The organism is Vibrio sp. Hep-1b-8 (assembly GCF_006124995.1).
Taxonomy (GTDB): domain Bacteria; phylum Pseudomonadota; class Gammaproteobacteria; order Enterobacterales; family Vibrionaceae; genus Vibrio.
Map to the genome: position 1 here is coordinate 22641 of NZ_QEWN01000114.1, position 19482 is coordinate 42122.

The 19482-nt window shown below is 46.1% G+C and carries 17 protein-coding genes; 11 read left to right on the top strand and 6 right to left on the bottom strand.

The window, feature by feature from the left end; genetic code table 11:
- Positions 1 to 54: 54 nt before the first annotated feature.
- Positions 55 to 939 (bottom strand): acyltransferase, encoded by an 885-nt coding sequence (locus DA100_RS14820; RefSeq protein WP_138972838.1) that lies wholly within the window; start codon positions 937 to 939, stop codon positions 55 to 57.
- A 182-nt stretch (positions 940 to 1121) separates the two neighbouring features.
- On the opposite strand from DA100_RS14820, the gene DA100_RS14825 reads away from it, so the two are divergent.
- The gene (locus DA100_RS14825; RefSeq protein WP_138972839.1) at positions 1122 to 2111 is read left to right on the top strand and encodes a DUF2860 domain-containing protein; all 990 of its coding nucleotides are present in this window, start codon (positions 1122 to 1124) and stop codon (positions 2109 to 2111) included.
- Positions 2112 to 2156: 45 nt separating this feature from the next.
- Here the strand turns inward: DA100_RS14825 and DA100_RS14830 are convergent, their stop codons facing one another.
- A complete protein-coding gene (locus DA100_RS14830; protein ID WP_138972840.1) occupies positions 2157 to 3680 on the bottom strand; it encodes a YifB family Mg chelatase-like AAA ATPase in 1524 nt (507 codons plus the stop codon).
- A gap of 476 nt (positions 3681 to 4156) precedes the next feature.
- Here DA100_RS14830 and ilvG point away from each other — a divergent pair, with 476 nt between their 5' ends.
- The 6 genes from ilvG (at position 4157) to DA100_RS14860 (ending at position 11636) form a co-directional block, all read left to right on the top strand.
- Positions 4157 to 5803 carry an acetolactate synthase 2 catalytic subunit gene (gene ilvG / locus DA100_RS14835; protein WP_138972841.1) on the top strand — a complete coding sequence of 549 codons (1647 nt, stop codon included), beginning with the start codon at positions 4157 to 4159 and terminating at the stop codon, positions 5801 to 5803.
- Position 5804: 1 nt separating this feature from the next.
- A complete protein-coding gene (gene ilvM / locus DA100_RS14840; RefSeq protein ID WP_138972842.1) occupies positions 5805 to 6089 on the top strand; it encodes an acetolactate synthase 2 small subunit in 285 nt (94 codons plus the stop codon).
- Positions 6090 to 6100: 11 nt separating this feature from the next.
- A complete protein-coding gene (gene ilvE / locus DA100_RS14845) occupies positions 6101 to 7048 on the top strand; it encodes a branched-chain-amino-acid transaminase (protein WP_138972843.1) in 948 nt (315 codons plus the stop codon).
- A 12-nt stretch (positions 7049 to 7060) separates the two neighbouring features.
- Positions 7061 to 8902, top strand: coding sequence for a dihydroxy-acid dehydratase (gene ilvD / locus DA100_RS14850; protein ID WP_138972844.1), 1842 nt, complete (start codon positions 7061 to 7063; stop codon positions 8900 to 8902).
- A gap of 3 nt (positions 8903 to 8905) precedes the next feature.
- A complete protein-coding gene (gene ilvA, locus DA100_RS14855; protein ID WP_138972845.1) occupies positions 8906 to 10435 on the top strand; it encodes a threonine ammonia-lyase, biosynthetic in 1530 nt (509 codons plus the stop codon).
- Between the two features lie 220 nt (positions 10436 to 10655).
- A complete protein-coding gene (locus tag DA100_RS14860; RefSeq protein ID WP_138972846.1) occupies positions 10656 to 11636 on the top strand; it encodes an MDR family oxidoreductase in 981 nt (326 codons plus the stop codon).
- A gap of 59 nt (positions 11637 to 11695) precedes the next feature.
- Here the strand turns inward: DA100_RS14860 and DA100_RS14865 are convergent, their stop codons facing one another.
- Both DA100_RS14865 and DA100_RS14870 read right to left on the bottom strand, forming a co-directional pair.
- On the bottom strand, positions 11696 to 12637 hold the full coding sequence (locus tag DA100_RS14865; protein WP_138972847.1) for a LysR family transcriptional regulator: 942 nt from the start codon (positions 12635 to 12637) through the stop codon (positions 11696 to 11698).
- Positions 12638 to 12791: 154 nt separating this feature from the next.
- The gene (locus DA100_RS14870; RefSeq protein WP_138972848.1) at positions 12792 to 12983 is read right to left on the bottom strand and encodes a hypothetical protein; all 192 of its coding nucleotides are present in this window, start codon (positions 12981 to 12983) and stop codon (positions 12792 to 12794) included.
- A gap of 134 nt (positions 12984 to 13117) precedes the next feature.
- Here DA100_RS14870 and tusA point away from each other — a divergent pair, with 134 nt between their 5' ends.
- Positions 13118 to 13366, top strand: a complete 249-nt coding sequence (gene tusA / locus DA100_RS14875; protein WP_138972849.1) for a sulfurtransferase TusA — start codon at positions 13118 to 13120, stop codon at positions 13364 to 13366.
- A gap of 50 nt (positions 13367 to 13416) precedes the next feature.
- On the opposite strand, the gene DA100_RS14880 is transcribed toward tusA, so the two are convergent.
- On the bottom strand, positions 13417 to 13677 hold the full coding sequence (locus DA100_RS14880) for a hypothetical protein (protein ID WP_138972850.1): 261 nt from the start codon (positions 13675 to 13677) through the stop codon (positions 13417 to 13419).
- 158 nt (positions 13678 to 13835) lie between these two features.
- Positions 13836 to 14393, bottom strand: coding sequence for a TMEM165/GDT1 family protein (locus DA100_RS14885; protein WP_138972851.1), 558 nt, complete (start codon positions 14391 to 14393; stop codon positions 13836 to 13838).
- 441 nt (positions 14394 to 14834) lie between these two features.
- Here DA100_RS14885 and glyQ point away from each other — a divergent pair, with 441 nt between their 5' ends.
- From glyQ to DA100_RS14900, 3 genes are all read left to right on the top strand, one after another.
- Positions 14835 to 15758, top strand: coding sequence for a glycine--tRNA ligase subunit alpha (gene glyQ, locus DA100_RS14890; RefSeq protein ID WP_138972852.1), 924 nt, complete (start codon positions 14835 to 14837; stop codon positions 15756 to 15758).
- A 2-nt stretch (positions 15759 to 15760) separates the two neighbouring features.
- Positions 15761 to 17827, top strand: a complete 2067-nt coding sequence (glyS, locus tag DA100_RS14895) for a glycine--tRNA ligase subunit beta (protein ID WP_138972853.1) — start codon at positions 15761 to 15763, stop codon at positions 17825 to 17827.
- Between the two features lie 289 nt (positions 17828 to 18116).
- Positions 18117 to 19367: a valine--pyruvate transaminase gene (locus DA100_RS14900; protein WP_138972854.1), complete on the top strand. Its 1251-nt coding sequence runs from the start codon at positions 18117 to 18119 to the stop codon at positions 19365 to 19367.
- Positions 19368 to 19482 lie beyond the last annotated feature (115 nt).

Genomic DNA, 19482 nt, shown 5'->3' on the forward strand with positions numbered 1-19482 from the left:
GCTACAGATCAAAAAAGGGAGCATACGGCTCCCTTTTTGATCCCAATGATGCAATTACTTTTCCTGATGCAGCTCCTTGAGCACAGCATCTTTTTCCTTCCAAACATCTCCCAACCATTGCTGAAACTGACGTTTATACGGTTTGTCGTTAAAGTAATCACCTCGCACTTTTTCATCAACAGGCAGAACCTGAGTACGAACCACTATTCTTTGCATTCTTCCCATCAAAGCATCTTTAAATGGCTTTTCTGTATTGTCAGGGTAAGCCAGTGTGACATCGATAATATTATCAAACTGGTCGCCCATCGCCGCTAACGTGTAGGCAATGCCACCTGTTTTAGGTTGGAGCAGATAGTCATAGCCAGCTGTACTCTTACGCTGCTTTTGCGGTGTAAAACGAGTCCCCTCTACGTAATTCACCACTGTTGTCGGCGTGTGTTTAAATTTGGCACATGAACGACGAGTGGTTGCGAGATCCTGACCACGCTTTTCTGGATGACGAATCAGATACTCCCGCGAATAACGGCGCATAAATGGCATATCCAACGCCCAGCAAGCCATTCCAATGAAAGGAACATAGAGTAATTGTTGTTTAAGGAAAAACTTGGGCATTGGAATGCGATCTTTAAACACACAGCACAACACGACAATATCAGTCCAACTCAGGTGGTTACTGATCATTAAATACCAACCGTCTTTCTTCAGCTCATCTCCCCCCTGAACATCCCATTCAACTTGGTTCGAAACATTCAGAATGGCCGAGTTAATCGTCGCCCATAGCCACATCACTTTATTGGCTAATTGGGTGCCTTTCGCTTTCAGCGCCGCAGTTGGAAGAAGAAGCTTGAATACAGCGATAATACAGATAGCTACCGAACACAAAGCTGAGTTTAAGATAACTAAGGAAACATTCAGAATAAGAAGTAAATGTGCCAACATAACGCTTAATAATGAGATTTGAAGAAAATTTAATATAGTTTTACTAATGGATAATAAAACAGCGTGTAATTATACAAGCCATTGGAAAGTTTGAAACTAATCTGGCTATGGTCAGAGTAGTTAATCAACACTATTTCCGGTGATGTCACCTTATTTAGCATTACACTTTTGGAGAACTCACAATGAGCACCAAACCTATCATGCTCTCAACTGCCATTTTCTGCTTCTGCGCTGCTCCAGCGATGGCCCAGTTGTCAGACACCGCTGGTATCAGTGGTGAAATTTCGTTGAGCGCCGGTTACCTTTCTTCAACATCCAATTTCAATACCGATGCCAACGCAACCATTAATGACAACACCCAAAAAGATGAAAGTGACAGCAGCTTTATCCCTGTACCTCTCGGTAGCATCGCCTATACGTTTGGAAGCCAGCTAGATAGACAGCTATATGTGGGTACATCTAGAGAAGATATCGCAGTAGGTACCTTAGCGTTAGAGTTGGGCTATAAGCAACTGCTGGCAAATGGAACAGTGATTGATGCCTCTTTCCTACCGACAATCATGTCTGGTGAAACATGGTCAGATCCTTTTAAAACAGGTTCAGCAAGAAGCGTAACCGATGAGAAAGGCAATGCCTTCCGTCTAAAATTCAGCAATATTAATAATTCTGGCTTTAGCTTGGACACCGCTTATGCCAGTCAGGAAGTAGAGAACGAACGTTCAGGTCTATATTCTGGCTACGTATCATCCGCTCACCTTTTAAAAAGAGATGCAGACAAACTCTACCTAAAAGGTGACTATCGGATGCGCATCCAACCCGGTACATTTTTAGCCCCCTCCATTACGTTCGTAAAATCGGATGCTGAAGGGGATGCCTATTCCTTTACTTCATGGAGAGGCGAACTATCCCTATTTAAAGTAATGGAGCGTCACCAGTTTGCTCTCACAGCTGGCTACACGCACTTCAGTTACGACGCCTCTCATCCGGTTTACAATACAACGCGTGCTGATGATGAATTTAGCCTGTTTGCGGCCTATGAGTACCAACAATTAATGGGCTTGCGTGATTGGTCTCTGATCTCGTTTGCGGGTTATGGGCAAAAAGACTCAAACATCAACTTTTACCAAGAACAACAGTTAATATTCTCCATAGGTGTTAACTACAAGTTTTAAGCATCGGAAAGCCCACTGAACACCTTCTGTGGGCTTCCATTCAATCTATACCGCTTGTTCGGTAAGTTGTCGCAGCAGTCGGTCCATAGAACGATAACCAAGGGCCTCAGCAAGATGATTACGCTCTATTTGAGGTGAATCTTCTAAATCAGCAATGGTACGAGCAACTTTAATGATTCGGTGATAAGCACGAATCGATAGACCCAATCGATGCAAAGCATTTTCTAGAAACTGCGCATCCTGCTTTTGCAGTGGACAATAACGCTCGATTTCTCGACTAGTGAGCAAAGCATTAACCTTGTTGGCACGCGAGAGCATTTTTTCACGCGCTAGCAGCACTCGCTGTTTGACAACCGAGGTCGATTCTCCTCTGTCACCCCCCTCTGCTAGGGTCCCCTTTGGTAAGGCAGGGATTTCCAACGACATATCGAATCGGTCAAGTAAAGGCCCTGACAAACGACTCAAATAGCGCAAAATAACTTGTGGGTTAACTCGAGATAAATTGCCCTCGTAATACCCCGTAGGACTAGGGTTCAAAGCGCCAACCAACTGAAAACGTGCCGGAAATCGCGTTTTTCCTTGCGCGCGTGAAATAATAATTTCACCGGACTCAAGAGGTTCCCGCAAAGAATCCAACACTTTGCGTTCAAATTCTGGCATCTCATCAAGAAACAACAAACCATTGTGGGCGAGTGAAATTTCACCCGGCCTCGGAATAGAGCCACCTCCCACTAAGGCTGCCATTGAACTTGTATGGTGTGGAGCGCGAAATGGCCTCTGTTTCCAATTATGAACATTAATCTCTTGTTGTGTCAGTGAGGCTATCGAAGCGGTTTCTAGCGCTTCTTGATCCGACATCTCGGGTAATAAGTCACACAGCCTCGACGCCAACATCGTTTTACCCGTCCCTGGAGGGCCTAGAAAAAGCAAATTGTGGTTGCCAGCAGCGGCTATTTCCAAGGCGCGTTTGCCTTGTTGCTGACCAATAATGTCCTGCATGTCACGCTGTAAATGCGACTGACTCTCCTTGTATTCGCTTTGGTGAAGAGACAAGGGTTGCTGGCCCGAAAGGTCTGCACACACTTCAAGTAGACTGTGAGCTGATTTATGCCGTTCCGCCCCAACCAACGCCGCTTGATCACCATTTTGATGTGGTACAACTAAGCTACGTTTGACACGATTTGCGGCTAAAGCAGCAGGTAGAACACCTTTAACATATCTCAGTTCACCTGACAGTGCCAATTCACCAATAAATTCTCGCTCAGATAACGCGACGGTAGGTATTTGCTCTGAAGCGGCCAAGATACCCAACGCAATGGGCAGATCAAACCTTCCTCCCTCTTTAGGAAGATCGGCAGGAGCAAGATTCACCGTAATTCGTTTAGCGGGAAACTCAAAGCGTGAATTAACAATGGCGCTGCGAACTCTATCTCGTGATTCTTTAACCGTCGTTTCGGGTAACCCAACCAAACAAAAACCGGGCATACCATTACTAATATGTACTTCGACTGTCACCGAAGGTGCTTCAACACCCACACAGGCTCGACTGTGAATAATGGCTAATCCCATAGTGAATCCATCTTGTAGATGCTCATTATTTATCCCCCTGATAGTTAGTTCATTTTCTTATCAAGGTTGTTATATAGCTTGGCTAGATGCTGAAAGAATGTGAAAAAAGAATGAGTTTTTGCTTGTCATTTAACGGATATGTATGTTACCACTAGAGACGCAAACATTTTCGTGCCCTATTCGGCACACATAACTATAGAAAATAAGATGAACTTTAACGCTCGCACTAACGCACTGATTGCCCTGATTATCGTGGTCATTATTGACACCGCGCGGGGTCTAGTGGGCGAAAGATAACCACAGAATAGAAAAAACCCCCGCACTGCAAAGTCCGGGGGTTTTTTTACAATTAGTCGCTGAAAAATTTGGCTGACATAAATTTAAAGCTCATAAATAGAGCTTGCAGGAAGAATGGGAGCGCACATGACGTGCAATAAAACACAACATCAAGATAAGGACAGCCGAGGGGGTAGAGGATGACAGGTGCAGAGCTAGTCGTAGCTGCTCTACAACAGCAAGGAATCAAAACCGTTTTTGGTTACCCTGGCGGTGCCATAATGCCGATATACGACGCCCTATATGATGGTGGCGTTGAACATATCCTCTGTCGTCATGAACAAGGTGCAGCAATGGCTGCAATTGGTATGGCGCGCGCGACCCAGGATGTCGCAGTATGTATGGCGACTTCAGGTCCGGGAGCAACAAACTTAGTGACAGGTTTGGCCGATGCTTTCATGGACTCTATTCCGCTAGTTGCCATTACTGGTCAGGTTGCGAGTTCGCACATTGGTACTGATGCCTTTCAGGAAATGGATGTCATAGGGATGTCACTATCCTGTACCAAACACAGCTATCTAGTCACTGACATCAATGACCTCGCGCCCACATTGGCCGAAGCGTTTGAAGTTGCTAAAACAGGCCGTCCAGGCCCTGTCATTGTCGATATCGCTAAAGATGTACAGCTTGGGCAAGCTCCTGTTGAGCTACTACCACCATTTACCCCACCTGCAATGCCCGTTGCCAGCCAAGAAGCAATAGCGAAAGCTCAGGAGCTTCTTTCACAAAGTTCTCGTCCTGTTCTTTATGTTGGTGGTGGCGTACAACTAGGTCACGCAACCAATGCTGTGCGCGAATTCTTGCGCCTTAACCCAATGCCATCAGTGAGTACGCTGAAAGGCTTAGGCACTATCGAACGTCACGACCCACATTACCTAGGTATGCTAGGTATGCACGGAACCAAGGCTGCAAACCTTGTTGTTCAAGAGTGTGACCTTCTGATTGCTGTTGGCGCACGTTTCGATGACCGTGTTACTGGTAAGCTAGATACTTTCGCTCCCAATGCCAAAGTTATCCATATCGATATCGACGCAGCTGAAATCCATAAACTTCGCCAAGCAAACGCTCCAGTTCGTGCAGAAATTCCAGCCGTTCTTCCTCATCTTGAACTCACTCAAGATATTACGCCTTGGGTTAAACACAGTGAAAGTCTGCGCAGTGGGTTTAAGTGGCGCTATGACCATCCAGGTGATCTGATCTATGCACCGGGACTGCTCAAACAACTTTCTGATCTCATGCCAGATAGCTCGATTGTTTCAACAGATGTTGGCCAACATCAAATGTGGGCAGCTCAGCATATTCAGCCTCGTGATCCACAGAACTTCATCACTTCAGCAGGACTTGGCACCATGGGCTTTGGCTTGCCAGCAGCAATGGGCGCCGCAGTAGCTCGTCCTGATGATCAGTCTATTCTCATTACGGGTGATGGTTCATTTATGATGAATGTGCAGGAGCTTGGGACTCTAAAACGTCGCCAAATTCCTGTAAAAATCGTACTACTCAACAACCAACGCTTAGGCATGGTGCGCCAATGGCAATCATTGTTTTTTGATGGCCGCCATAGCGAGACCATCCTAGATGACAACCCTGACTTTGTAATGCTAGCTAAAGCCTTTGATATTCCTGGTAAAACCATCACTAAGAAAGAAGAAGTTGAGCCAGCACTAAAAGAGATGCTAGAAAGTAACACGTCTTATCTTCTTCATGTTCTAATCGATGAGGAAGAAAATGTCTGGCCACTTGTACCACCAGGTGCATCAAACAATGACATGCTGGAGAACACATAACATGGAAAGATACTTAATCGACATTAAAGCAGACGACAAACCCGTTCTGCTAGAACGTGTACTTCGCGTTGTTCGTCACCGTGGCTTCACGGTTAAACAGGTGGCAGGCACACAAAACCACGAAAGCAGAATCGCCAGCGTAGAGATCATCGTTGATAGCGACCGCCCAATCTCGTTCCTAACCAATCAGATCGAGAAGCTTTGGGACGTGCGCACCGTTGAAGTCACGCAAATTGCGCGAGATGAATTACCAAATAACAACTTACAACAAAAGATTTGTGCATAAGGAAGGCAATAATGGCTACAAAAACAGCAGATTACATTTGGTTTAATGGTGAGATGGTTCCTTGGGCGGAGGCTAACGTACACGTTTTGACTCACGCGATGCACTACGGCACTTCAGTATTTGAAGGCGTACGCTGCTACAACACACCAAATGGTCCAATTGTCTTCCGTCATCTAGAGCATGCGAAGCGTCTGAAAGATTCAGCAAAAATATACCGTTTCCCGATTCCATACACGATTGAAGAAATCATGGAAGCAACGCGTGAAACTCTGCGTCAAAACAAACTGGATAGCGCTTACATCCGTCCACTCGGTTTTGTGGGTAACGTTGGCCTTGGTGTTTGTCCACCAACCGGCACAGAGATGGATCTCATCATTGCTGCCTTTCCTTGGGGTTCTTACCTAGGCGAAGATGCGCTAGAAAAAGGTGTAGACGCCATGATTTCTAGCTGGAACCGCGCTGCACCAAATACCATTCCAACCGCAGCAAAAGCTGGTGGTAACTACCTTTCTTCTCTACTGGTTGGTGGTGAAGCTCGTCGCCACGGATATGCTGAAGGCATCGCACTCAGCGTTGATGGTTACCTATCTGAAGGTGCTGGTGAAAACATTTTTGTGGTTAAAGATGGTGTTATCTGTACTCCACCAGCAACCAGCGCGATCCTACCAGGCATTACTCGTGACTCCATCATGACCATCGCTCGAGATCGTGGTTACGAAGTGCGTGAAGCTAACATCGCTCGTGAAGCACTGTACCTTGCAGACGAAGTATTCATGACAGGTACCGCCGCGGAAATCGTTCCTGTTGCGACGGTCGACAAAATTGAAGTGGGTAGCGGTAAACGCGGCCCTATCACTAAAGAGCTGCAAGAAGCTTACTTCGGCCTATTCAACGGTACGACGGAAGATAAATGGGGTTGGCTAGATTACGTTTACCCAGAGAACGCACTGGCAAAATAAGGAAGTAGTAAGATGCCTAAATATAGATCAGCAACCACCACTCATGGACGCAATATGGCGGGTGCACGCGCTTTATGGCGTGCGACCGGTGTTAAAGATGAAGACTTTGGTAAACCAATCATTGCGGTAGTGAACTCATTTACCCAATTTGTACCAGGTCATGTTCACCTGAAAGACATGGGGCAGTTAGTCGCTCGTGAAATTGAGAAAGCAGGCGGTATCGCTAAAGAGTTTAATACGATCGCGGTAGACGATGGCATCGCGATGGGTCACGGTGGCATGCTCTACTCGCTACCATCACGTGAACTGATTGCTGACTCAGTAGAATACATGGTCAATGCTCACTGTGCTGATGCCATGGTCTGTATCTCGAACTGTGACAAAATCACGCCGGGGATGCTAATGGCGTCAATGCGCCTCAACATCCCGGTAATTTTCGTCTCTGGCGGCCCTATGGAAGCGGGTAAAACCAAGCTTTCTGATCAAATCATCAAACTAGACCTTGTTGATGCCATGATCCAAGGGGCTGACCCGAAAGTTTCTGACGAACAAAGCGAACAGATCGAGCGTTCAGCGTGTCCAACCTGTGGTTCATGTTCAGGTATGTTCACAGCTAACTCAATGAACTGTCTGACTGAAGCTCTAGGCTTATCTCAGCCGGGTAACGGTTCAATGCTGGCAACGCACGCAGACCGTGAGCAGCTATTCCTTAACGCAGGTCGACGCATTGTTGAACTGACACGTCGTTACTACGAGCAAGATGACGAATCTGCACTACCACGCAACATTGCAACGTTTGACGCATTTGAAAACGCGATGGCATTGGATATTGCGATGGGTGGTTCAACTAACACTATCCTGCACCTGCTAGCAGCAGCACAAGAGGGTGAAGTGGATTTTGATATGGAAGATATCGACCGCCTATCTCGTCAGGTACCGCATCTATGTAAAGTGGCGCCATCTACGCAGAAATACCACATGGAAGACGTGCACCGAGCTGGTGGTGTAATGGCTATCCTTGGTGAGCTTGACCGCGCAGGACTGCTACACAGCGACGCACATACCGTACTGGGTCTTTCTATGAAAGAGCAGTTAGCCAAATACGACATCATGCAGACCGAAGATGAAGAGGTTCTAAAATTCTTCCGCGCGGGCCCTGCTGGCATTCGTACGACCAAAGCATTCTCACAAGATTGCCGTTGGGATCGCCTTGATGATGACCGCAAAGAAGGTTGTATCCGCACGAAAGAGAATGCCTTCAGCCAAGAGGGAGGCTTAGCCGTTCTTTCAGGCAACATCGCTCTCGATGGTTGTATCGTGAAAACAGCAGGGGTGGATGAAAGCATCCTTAAATTTACCGGTCCGGCTGTCGTTTTTGAAAGCCAAGAAGATGCCGTTGAAGGTATTCTGGGCGGCAAAGTGAAAGCTGGTGATGTGGTCATTATTCGCTACGAAGGCCCTAAAGGTGGCCCTGGTATGCAAGAGATGTTGTACCCAACGACTTACCTCAAATCGATGGGTTTAGGTAAAGAGTGTGCCCTGCTGACTGACGGTCGATTCTCAGGCGGAACATCGGGCCTATCTATCGGTCACGCTTCTCCTGAAGCAGCTAACGGTGGTGCTATCGGTCTGGTAAGAGAAGGTGATATGATCGCAATTGATATTCCTAACCGTTCAATCTCTCTTGAGGTTTCAGAACAGGAACTTGCTGAGCGCCGTGCAAAACAAGACGAACTTGGCTGGAAACCAGCTGATCGTCAACGTGAAGTATCATTTGCACTAAAAGCTTACGCGAGTATGGCTACCAGTGCTGACAAAGGTGCGGTACGAGATAAATCTAAGCTAGAGGGCTAGCTTATGACGCTTACGCAACAAACTGGCGCAGACTATCTGCGCCAGATCTTAAGAGCTCCAGTTTATGAAGTGGCGACCGTTACGCCACTTCAGGATATGCCCCGTCTTTCGGCTCGTATTGGCAATAACGTTCAAATTAAACGTGAAGACCGCCAACCCGTGCACTCGTTCAAACTGCGAGGTGCGTACAATATGGTCGCGAGTTTGAACGATGAACAGAAATCGGCAGGCGTGATCGCTGCGTCGGCAGGCAACCATGCACAAGGCATGGCGCTATCGGGCACGAAACTAGGCATAAAGACTACCATTGTCATGCCTAAAACGACACCGGATATCAAGGTAGAAGCGGTACGCGGATTTGGCGGCAATGTGGTTCTACATGGCAGCAACTTTGATGAAGCTAAAGCGGAAGCTGAACGTTTGTCTACTGAGCATGGTTACACCTTTGTTCCTCCATTTGATCACCCTTTGGTCATTGCTGGTCAGGGAACAATTGGAATGGAGATGCTGCAACAAAATGGTCATCTCGATTACATCTTTGTCCCTGTTGGTGGTGGTGGTCTTGCTGCGGGCGTTGCTGTTCTAGTCAAACAACTGATGCCTGAGATAAAAGTCATTGCTGTTGAGCCTGAAGATTCCTCTTGTCTGAAAGCCGCTCTAGACGCAGGAGAGCCTGTCGTTTTAGACCAAGTGAGTATGTTTGCTGACGGCGTAGCCGTAAAACGTATCGGAGAAGAGACATTCCGCCTTTGTCAAAAATACATCGATGGACACATCTCGGTATCCAGCGATGAAATCTGCTCTGCGGTAAAAGATATCTTTGAAGATACCCGTGCGATTGCCGAACCTTCTGGTGCACTGGCTCTGGCTGGACTAAAGAAATTTGCAGAAAAGAATGAACTCAAGGGTAAAAACCTTGGAACCGTTTTATCAGGCGCAAACACTAACTTCCACGGTCTGCGTTACGTCTCCGAGCGTTGCGAACTCGGTGAAAAACGTGAAGGCCTGTTAGCTGTCACGATTCCTGAACGCCAAGGGGCATTCTTCGAATTTTGTAACTTAATTGGTGGCCGTGCTGTCACTGAGTTTAACTATCGTTACAATGATGATTCTTTAGCGAATATCTTTGTCGGTGTTCGTCTGCAGGGTGGTCAAGAAGAGTTAGAACATATCATCCATGATCTACGTAACGGCGGTTACCCAGTGGTTGATTTGTCAGATGACGAAATGGCAAAACTGCATATTCGCTACATGATTGGTGGAAAGCCATCTAAACCACTGAAAGAACGTCTCTATAGTTTTGAGTTTCCTGAGTACCCCGGCGCTCTTCTTAAATTTTTAAGTACCCTAGGGACACACTGGAATATTAGCCTGTTCAACTACCGCAACCATGGTGCTGACTATGGTCGAGTACTGTGTGGCTTTGAATTGGATGAGTCAGATCTCTCTCAATTCTCAGCTCATCTGCGTGAGTTGGGTTATCAATGCAAAGACGAAACCGACAACCCGTCGTATAAGTTCTTCCTTTCCTAGTCAGGATACCCTCAATACTCAGCCTCTTGCTTTCAGTAAGAGGCTTTTTTATTTGGCTTTAGTGATTTTTCGCTCTGAACCGTGAGCACTAACCTGTCAGCTTATTGGACAGAATGCATGATACGCATAGATATAATGCTAAAGTTTCATTTTAGTCATGCCTTATTTAGGTCTACACTCAATTCTGTTTTTTAATTGCTGCCCGTGGTGGAGACGACAAATGTTTAACGCACTGATCCTAAACCAAGAAGACAAACGCACTATTGCTTCCATCGAGCAAATCGATGAATCACAACTTCCTCAAGGTGAAGTCCTAATCGACGTCGATTACTCATCTCTCAACTACAAAGATGGTTTGGCTATCACTGGTAAAGGCAAAATTATCCGTAATTTTCCAATGGTGCCTGGTATTGATATGGCGGGAACCGTTGTCAGCTCTGAAGACAACCGCTACCAAGCGGGTGACAAAGTTGTACTCACCGGCTGGGGTGTGGGTGAAAACCACTGGGGTGGCATGGCTCAGCGTGCTCGTTTACAAGCAGACTGGCTAGTCCCACTACCAAAAGGTATCGACAGTAAAAAAGCCATGATGGTAGGAACCGCAGGTTTTACTGGCATGTTGTGTGTGCAAGCTCTGCTTGATGCTGGCATCACACCAGAGTCCGGTGAAGTACTTGTAACAGGTGCGAGTGGCGGGGTTGGCTCGGTTGCCGTATCGCTGCTGGCAGCTTTGGGCTATCAAGTCACAGCTGTCACCGGACGTGTCGAACAAAATGGTCCACTACTAGAGAAACTTGGCGCTAGCCGAATCATTGATCGAGCGGAGTTTGAAGAACCTGCGCGTCCACTAGAAAAACAAGTTTGGGCGGGGGCGGTTGATACCGTAGGCAGTAAAGTGCTAGCGAAAGTTCTTGCACAAATGGATTATAACGGCGCTGTAGCAGCATGTGGGCTTGCTGGCGGCTTTGACCTACCAACAACCGTCATGCCGTTTATTCTACGTAACGTACGTCTACAAGGCGTTGACTCGGTGATGTGCCCAACCGAAAAACGTATTGCGGCATGGGAGAGACTGGTTGAGCTCCTTCCAGATAGCTACTTTGAACAAGCATGTACAGAGATTGAGCTTCAAGATGCGCCAAAATACGCTGAAGATATCACCAATGGTCAAGTAACAGGTCGAGTGGTGATCAAACTTTAGCGACAGCTAAACTCAAAGAGCCAGCACCTGTAATGCTGGCTCTTATTGATTCTGCCTGTCTAGTCTAACCCAATATCTTCTATTCGCTTGGCAATTAAACGACTACATTCTTCTTTAACTATCCCACGCAGCCACTCCTGAGAAGGTGAATGTTCACAGCGGGGATGCCAAATCATTGAATAATCAAAGGGCGTAAACTGAAATGGCAACGGCTTGATGAGCAAGTCATAACGTTCAGCAACTAAGTACGCCAAATCAGCAGGCACGGTAATAATGATTGGCATGGTACCCACAATCGCCAATGCCGCCTCAAGATGATATGCCCTTAACACCATTTTCCGCTCAGGTTGATCAATCAAAGCCTGCTCAATCAGTGCCTTAACTCCATCACTTATCGCTATCATCGCATGCGGATAGGTCAAATAATCCGATAGGCTCATCTCTTTATCTGCTAAAGGATGCTGTTTTGAGAGCAAGCAAAGCACACCTACCCGACCAAGAATTTCACTGCGTAGTGGTTCGACTGGGCCAATAGGTCGGCAGATGGCTAAGTCTGCCCCTTGATAAGTCAGTTGATCAGCGAGTCTGTCATGTTGCAAAGGTAGGAAGTTAAACGAAACATTCGGCGCTTCCTGATAGATTCGCGGTAGAGCAAAGGGCAGTATGGTTTGCATCGCGTAATCTGTGGTCGCTATATTGAACGTCTGATCGCAGCTCCTTGGCTCAAACTCTAATGGTGACAACAACTGACGAAGAGATTCGAGAGGTTCACCCAAAGCCTGATCGATTTCCAGCGCTTTTTGCGTTGGAATCAAGTGCTGACCTTGCCGAGTAAACAGTGGATCGGAGAGCATTTCACGTAAACGCCCAAGCACTCGACTCATAGCCGATTGACTGAGATTGAGGCGGTTTGCCGCTTTGCTGACGCTGCATTCCTCGATAAGAACACGAAGAGCCACCAACAAGCTAAGGTCACGACGATAAATGTCTTCTAATTCCACGTTTAACCATCATTTTTTGAAAAGGTGTCTGCAATTGTACCTTTTTCAGGCAAAAAAAATCCCGCTTTTCAGCGGGGAAGCCCAAGAAAACTGGGGATAGTGTCGGAATGTAGTTGAGCGTAGTGACAGAAATGAATGACGGTTGGAAGCGCAATCATCCATTCTCTTGCTCTTCAGATGCACTCGGCCAGCGATGCATCTCGAGCCAGATCCCTACAACCGTCGCACCCATGCCGAGTAGCGGCATAAACGAAGACGATTCTGCTGGTGAACGTAAAACAAGAGCGCAGAAAGAGATAAAGCACAACACTGAATAGATTGTTAACCGATATAATGCTGTCAACATAATAGCTCCCTTGTTTAAATGTTACCAACTTGTTAACCAAGTTAAAACAAAATGACCCGTTTGCCAAGGGGTTATTGAATATTTTTTCTTCACTAGTATTATCTAGGCCAAATTAAGTAACCAAAGATACGACCATGACATTCAATATCGAGCAGGCAAATCAAACATTAGAGGCAGAAGGACTACGCTGCCCAGAGCCAGTGATGATGGTCAGGAAGACAATTCGAAACATGCAAGATGGTGAGGTTCTGCTTGTTAAAGCTGATGACCCATCAACGACACGCGACATTCCTAGTTTTTGCCGCTTTATGGATCATCAGTTAATCGGCTCTCAGACAGAACAACTGCCATACCTATATTTAATTAAGAAAGGAATGGCATAGAGGCCATTAGCAAGAGATGAAAAAACGGCTGCCCTAGGGCAGCCGTTACTTTATTCGTCGTATTCTATGGTGTGAATTTCAGCCTGAAGTTTATTGATCTGCTTTCTCATGGCACGCATCTCTTCATGCATCGGTATTATGTGAGCGACTCGAATCCAAGCCTCAACCGTCAAGCCAGTCAAAATGAACGTACCCGCAACAATGGGCAACCACATGTCCGTTAGCACCATAGCCAGCAAACACAACACAAGGCCAAAGGTGAACAAGTAACTCTGACTTCTAGGGGTGATCCCCGTATAACGTGTAAGCATCGTATCGCCCTCTCGCTATCAATCACACGGTTAAATTACCATGACAAACATGACACTAATATGTCAGCGATCACGTCTACGAACGATTTCAATCCATACTTTGAACTGACGCATTTTAAAGGCTAGCTATTGATATTTAACACCATATCCTTAGCAAACTACGAGTAAATTGCAGCACCAGTCGCTAAGGCGATGAATAGCAAAGCGGTCACTTTTCGGATCAAATCCAGTGGCATTTTGTCTGCTGACAGCTTACCTATCAGTACCACGGGCACATTGGCCAAAAGCATACCGATTGTGGTGCCAAGAACAACCAAACTCAGAGCATCCGCATATTGCGCACCTAAAATTGAGGTTGCGATTTGCGTTTTGTCTCCGATCTCAGCGACAAAAAATGCAATAAAGCTGGCGATGAAAGGTCCTCGATTCGAAATCTGTTCATCGTCATCAAGTTTGTCTGGTATCAGTACCCAGGCAGCCATAGCGACGAAACTGACCACCAGCACCCATTTTAAAACTTGCGGTGAAAGATAATCAGCAACGACAACACCTAGCCATGCTGCTAACGCGTGGTTGGCAATAGTGGCAAGAGAAATGGCTGCGATAATAGGTATAGGTTTACGGTATCGACTCGCTAACAGGAGTGACAATAATTGAGTCTTATCACCGATTTCCGCCAGTGCGACGGTGGTAATAGAAATAGCTAAAACGCTCAAGACATGCTCTTTTGAGGTAGGGATTATTTTTAACCAAAGACAAACCTCATGCCCCACCCCGGTTCATGATGATTTGTCTAAGGTCTTGCTAAACACGAGTGACGTTTTTGATTGTTATCTGTCACTACTCGTCTCGAACGCCATGATGATTTTGCATCAATTATGTTGACGAACGAACCTATTATCCCAGTGTTGATAAATAGGTAAGCTACTCCCCAAAGACTGCGGAATTCTATCGCTCCCCTTAGCGATTCTCAAGTAGGAAACTACAAATAAACTCCCTTTTAGGAAAATTTGGTTAGATAAGGCAGAAAAATTCTATTAAAGGGGATTTTTGCCTATGAATTAGTCAAGATTACCTCTACTCCCATGCCTAATATCTGGGTATACTTGATTGTTATTTTTTTATCAATTTTAGACACAAGAATCGCGCGAATTACTATGCAAAAATACGATATCAAAACCTTCCAGGGAATGATCCTCGCGCTGCAGGATTACTGGGCACAAAATGGCTGCACAATCGTTCAGCCTCTAGATATGGAAGTAGGTGCAGGCACCTCTCACCCAATGACATGTCTACGTGCACTTGGCCCAGAGCCAATGTCGACAGCTTACGTTCAACCTTCACGTCGTCCAACCGATGGCCGTTATGGTGAAAACCCGAACCGTCTGCAGCACTACTATCAGTTCCAAGTAGCTCTAAAACCATCTCCGGATAACATTCAGGAGTTGTACCTAGGCTCGCTTGAAGTTCTTGGTATCGACCCGCTAGTTCACGACATCCGCTTCGTAGAAGATAACTGGGAAAACCCAACACTAGGTGCATGGGGTCTTGGTTGGGAAGTATGGCTAAACGGCATGGAAGTGACTCAGTTTACTTACTTCCAGCAAGTGGGCGGCCTTGAGTGTAAACCAGTGACTGGCGAAATCACTTACGGTATCGAACGTCTAGCGATGTACATTCAAGAAGTGGACTCCGTTTACGATCTAGTGTGGAACGTCGCTCCAGACGGTAGCAAAGTCACTTACGGTGATATCTTCCACCAAAACGAAGTTGAGCAATCAACGTACAACTTTGAGCACGCAGACGTAGATTTCCTATTTAGCTTCTTCGATCAGTGTGAAAAAGAGTCTAAGCAACTACTAGAGCTTGAGAAACCTCTTCCTCTACCTGCTTACGAGCGCATCCTGAAAGCGGCACACGCCTTCAACCTACTTGATGCACGTAAAGCAATCTCTGTAACAGAGCGTCAACGTTACATCCTTCGTATCCGCAACCTAACTAAGTCTGTTGCAGAAGCCTACTACGCATCTCGCGAAGCGCTTGGCTTCCCTATGTGTAAAAAAGAAGGTGAGGAGAAGTAATCATGGCTAAAGAATTTCTAATTGAACTGGGTACAGAAGAGCTACCACCAACGCAACTTCGTACATTAGCAGAAGCGTTCGCAGCAAATTTCGAAGCTGAGCTAAAAGGTGCAGACGTTGAACACCAAGGAGTGAAATGGTATGCCGCTCCTCGTCGTTTAGCTCTTAAAGTGTCAGCACTGGCTGAAGGTCAAGCAGACAAAGTCGTTGAAAAGCGTGGTCCTGCTGTTGCTGCTGCTTTCGATGCTGAAGGTAACGCAACCAAAGCAGCACAAGGCTGGGCTCGCGGCTGTGGTATCACAGTTGACCAAGCTGAGCGCATGGTCACGGACAAGGGTGAATGGCTACTGTTCAAACAAGAAGTAAAAGGCCAAGCAACCTCAGAAATCGTTGTGGAACTTGCTGCTAAAGCTCTTGCTGATCTACCAATCGCAAAACCAATGCGTTGGGGCGATAAAGCAACACAATTTATCCGTCCAGTGAAAACGCTAACCATGCTTATGGATTCGGATCTGATCGAAGGTGAAATCCTTGGAGTTGCGTCAAGCCGCACTATCCGTGGTCACCGCTTCATGGGTGAACAAGAGTTCACTATCGACTCTGCAGAGCAATACCCAGCGATTCTAGAAGAACGCGGTAAAGTAATGGCAGATTACGAAGCACGTAAGGCGATCATTCTCGCTGACGCACAAAAAGCAGCGGCCGCCGTTGGTGGTATTGCCGATCTAGAAGACGACTTAGTAGAAGAAGTGACTTCTCTTGTTGAGTGGCCTGTTGTACTTACGGCAAAGTTTGAAGAAAAGTTCCTAAAAGTGCCTTCTGAAGCTTTGGTTTACACCATGAAAGGTGACCAAAAGTACTTCCCTGTATACGATGAAAACAAGCAGTTGCTACCAAACTTCATCTTTGTATCGAATATCGAATCAAAAGAGCCACGCTACGTAATCGAAGGTAACGAGAAGGTTGTACGTCCACGTCTAGCGGATGCAGAATTCTTCTTTAACACTGACCGCAAGCGTCCTCTTATCGATCGTCTTCCTGAGCTAGAACAAGCTATCTTCCAAAAGCAACTTGGTACGATCAAAGACAAAACTGACCGTATTACCGCTCTTGCTGGCTACATCGCTAAGCAGATCGACGCTGATGTTGAAAAAGCAACTCGCGCAGGTTTATTGGCGAAGTGTGACCTAATGACTTCAATGGTATTCGAATTTACCGATACTCAAGGGGTTATGGGCATGCATTACGCCAAGCATGACGGTGAAGACGAACAAGTTGCACTGGCGCTGTACGAGCAATACATGCCTCGTTTTGCTGGTGACGAGCTACCAAGCACAGGTATCTCTTCAGCAGTCGCTATGGCGGACAAGCTAGACACTATCGTCGGTATCTTTGGTATTGGCCAAGCACCTAAAGGCTCAGACCCATTTGCACTTCGCCGCGCTTCTCTAGGTGTACTACGTATCATCGTTGAAAACGGCTACAACCTAGACCTCATTGATCTTATCCGCGAAGCAAAAATCCAGTTTGGTAACAAGCTGACCAATGACAACGTTGAGCAAGATGTTATCGAGTTCATGTTGGGTCGTTTCCGCGCTTGGTATCAAGATGCAGGCTTTAGCGTAGATATCATCCAAGCAGTACTAGCGCGTCGTCCAACCAAACCAGCAGACTTTGACCAACGTGTTAAAGCGGTATCTCACTTCCGTGAATTGGAAGCGGCAGAAGCACTGGCAGCAGCGAATAAACGTGTCGGTAACATCCTTGCTAAATTCGATGGTGAACTGGCAGCAGAGATAGATCTAGCTCTTCTCCAAGAAGACGCAGAAAAATCACTAGCTGAAAGCGTAGAAGTGATGACTGAAGCTCTTGAACCAGCATTTGCGACAGGTAACTACCAAGAAGCATTAAGCAAGCTTGCAGACCTACGTGAACCTGTCGATGCGTTCTTCGATAACGTAATGGTTATGGCGGATGATGAAGCGCTTAAGACAAACCGTCTAACGCTACTGAACAATCTACGTAACCTATTCTTGCAAATTGCTGATATCTCACTACTACAGAAGTAAGCATTAATCGTAAGAATCGACTGAAATCACCAAGAGTAAGGGAAGCAAATGCTTCCCTTTTTCTTTACCTTCCAGCGAACTCGCGACAGATTGCTCACGATAACACTCCAAACATCGATCCAATGAGACTGGATTTGTGATCAGAAAGTAAATTATTTTCTGCCATGCTTAGATTGGCTCTTTGCGTTGTACTCACATTAAGGTATGTTCAAGGATTATTCGCTTTACTAGCTGTTTCTAGTAACTCATTACACTTAAAGCAATCACAATGAATTAGGTATAACTACAAATGCAATTCTCGAAGTTTGGTGAAAAATTTAATCAGTATTCTGGTATCACACGATTGATGGATGATTTAAATGATGGTCTGCGTACCCCAGGAGCCATTATGCTCGGTGGAGGTAACCCAGCCGCGATTCCAGCTATGCTCGAAGACTTTCGCCAAACCAGTGAAGAGATGCTCGCCAGTGGCGAATTGATCGCAGCCATGGCCAATTATGATGGTCCGCAAGGCAAAGATGCATTTGTTAAAGCACTCGCTAAATTATTGAAAGAGACTTATGGTTGGGATATCAGCGAGAAGAACATCAGTCTAACAAATGGCAGTCAAAGTGGTTTTTTCTACTTATTTAACCTGCTTGCAGGTCAGCAGCCAGATGGCTCGCACAAAAAAATTCTGCTGCCTTTGGCTCCTGAGTATATTGGCTATGGCGATGCTGGGGTTGATGAGAACATCTTTATCTCTTACCACCCAGAGATAGAATTACTCGATAATGGCCTATTCAAATATCACGTCGACTTTGAGCAACTTAAAGTTGATGAGTCCGTGGCGGCTATCTGTGCATCACGCCCGACTAACCCTACAGGTAATGTTCTAACGGATGAAGAGATTCACAAGTTGGACAAACTCGCACGTGAAAACAACATTCCACTGATTATCGATAACGCTTACGGACTGCCATTCCCAAATATCATCTTCGAAGATGTACAGCCATTTTGGAATAAGAACACTATCTTATGCATGAGCCTATCAAAACTAGGTCTACCGGGTGTTCGCTGCGGGATTGTCATCGCCAATGAAGAAATAACTCAAGCACTGACGAATATGAACGGCATTATCAGTTTAGCACCGGGGAGCATTGGGCCAGCGATCGCTCATCATATGATTGAAAAAGGGAACTTACTAAAACTCAGTTCAGAGGTAATTAAACCTTTCTACCAACAAAAGTCACTTCGTGCTGTTGAACTGCTGCAAAACGCAATTACCGATCCGCGTTTTCGTATTCATAAACCGGAAGGCGCTATTTTCCTTTGGTTATGGTTTGATGAACTTCCAATCACAACTATGGAACTTTATCAGCGTCTTAAAGCTCGTGGGGTTTTGATTGTACCTGGAGAGTATTTCTTTATCGGTCAGGAAGATGACTGGGAACACGCTCACCAGTGTTTACGTATGAACTATGTGCAAGATGATGAGATGATGCAGAAAGGCATTAAGATCATTGCTGAGGAAGTTGAGAAGGCATACCAGCAAGGATAATACCTAGCAGTGACCTGAATAACGATTGCTTTCCAAGTCGCTTGAGCAAGATTCACTACTAGGGATAAGCACTAGCGCAATGTCTACGCATACTTGCCGCAATCGCTACACAGGT

Coding starts and splice junctions, on each gene's coding strand:
- DA100_RS14860 (WP_138972846.1), top strand. CDS start 10,656: ATGTTTAACGCACTGATCCTAAACCAAGAAGACAAACGCACTATTGCT.
- ilvG (WP_138972841.1), top strand. CDS start 4,157: ATGACAGGTGCAGAGCTAGTCGTAGCTGCTCTACAACAGCAAGGAATC.
- glyS (WP_138972853.1), top strand. CDS start 15,761: ATGGCTAAAGAATTTCTAATTGAACTGGGTACAGAAGAGCTACCACCA.
- ilvA (WP_138972845.1), top strand. CDS start 8,906: ATGACGCTTACGCAACAAACTGGCGCAGACTATCTGCGCCAGATCTTA.
- glyQ (WP_138972852.1), top strand. CDS start 14,835: ATGCAAAAATACGATATCAAAACCTTCCAGGGAATGATCCTCGCGCTG.
- DA100_RS14820 (WP_138972838.1), bottom strand. CDS start 939: ATGTTGGCACATTTACTTCTTATTCTGAATGTTTCCTTAGTTATCTTA.
- ilvM (WP_138972842.1), top strand. CDS start 5,805: ATGGAAAGATACTTAATCGACATTAAAGCAGACGACAAACCCGTTCTG.
- DA100_RS14900 (WP_138972854.1), top strand. CDS start 18,117: ATGCAATTCTCGAAGTTTGGTGAAAAATTTAATCAGTATTCTGGTATC.
- DA100_RS14880 (WP_138972850.1), bottom strand. CDS start 13,677: ATGCTTACACGTTATACGGGGATCACCCCTAGAAGTCAGAGTTACTTG.
- ilvD (WP_138972844.1), top strand. CDS start 7,061: ATGCCTAAATATAGATCAGCAACCACCACTCATGGACGCAATATGGCG.
- DA100_RS14870 (WP_138972848.1), bottom strand. CDS start 12,983: ATGTTGACAGCATTATATCGGTTAACAATCTATTCAGTGTTGTGCTTT.
- DA100_RS14825 (WP_138972839.1), top strand. CDS start 1,122: ATGAGCACCAAACCTATCATGCTCTCAACTGCCATTTTCTGCTTCTGC.
- tusA (WP_138972849.1), top strand. CDS start 13,118: ATGACATTCAATATCGAGCAGGCAAATCAAACATTAGAGGCAGAAGGA.
- ilvE (WP_138972843.1), top strand. CDS start 6,101: ATGGCTACAAAAACAGCAGATTACATTTGGTTTAATGGTGAGATGGTT.
- DA100_RS14830 (WP_138972840.1), bottom strand. CDS start 3,680: ATGGGATTAGCCATTATTCACAGTCGAGCCTGTGTGGGTGTTGAAGCA.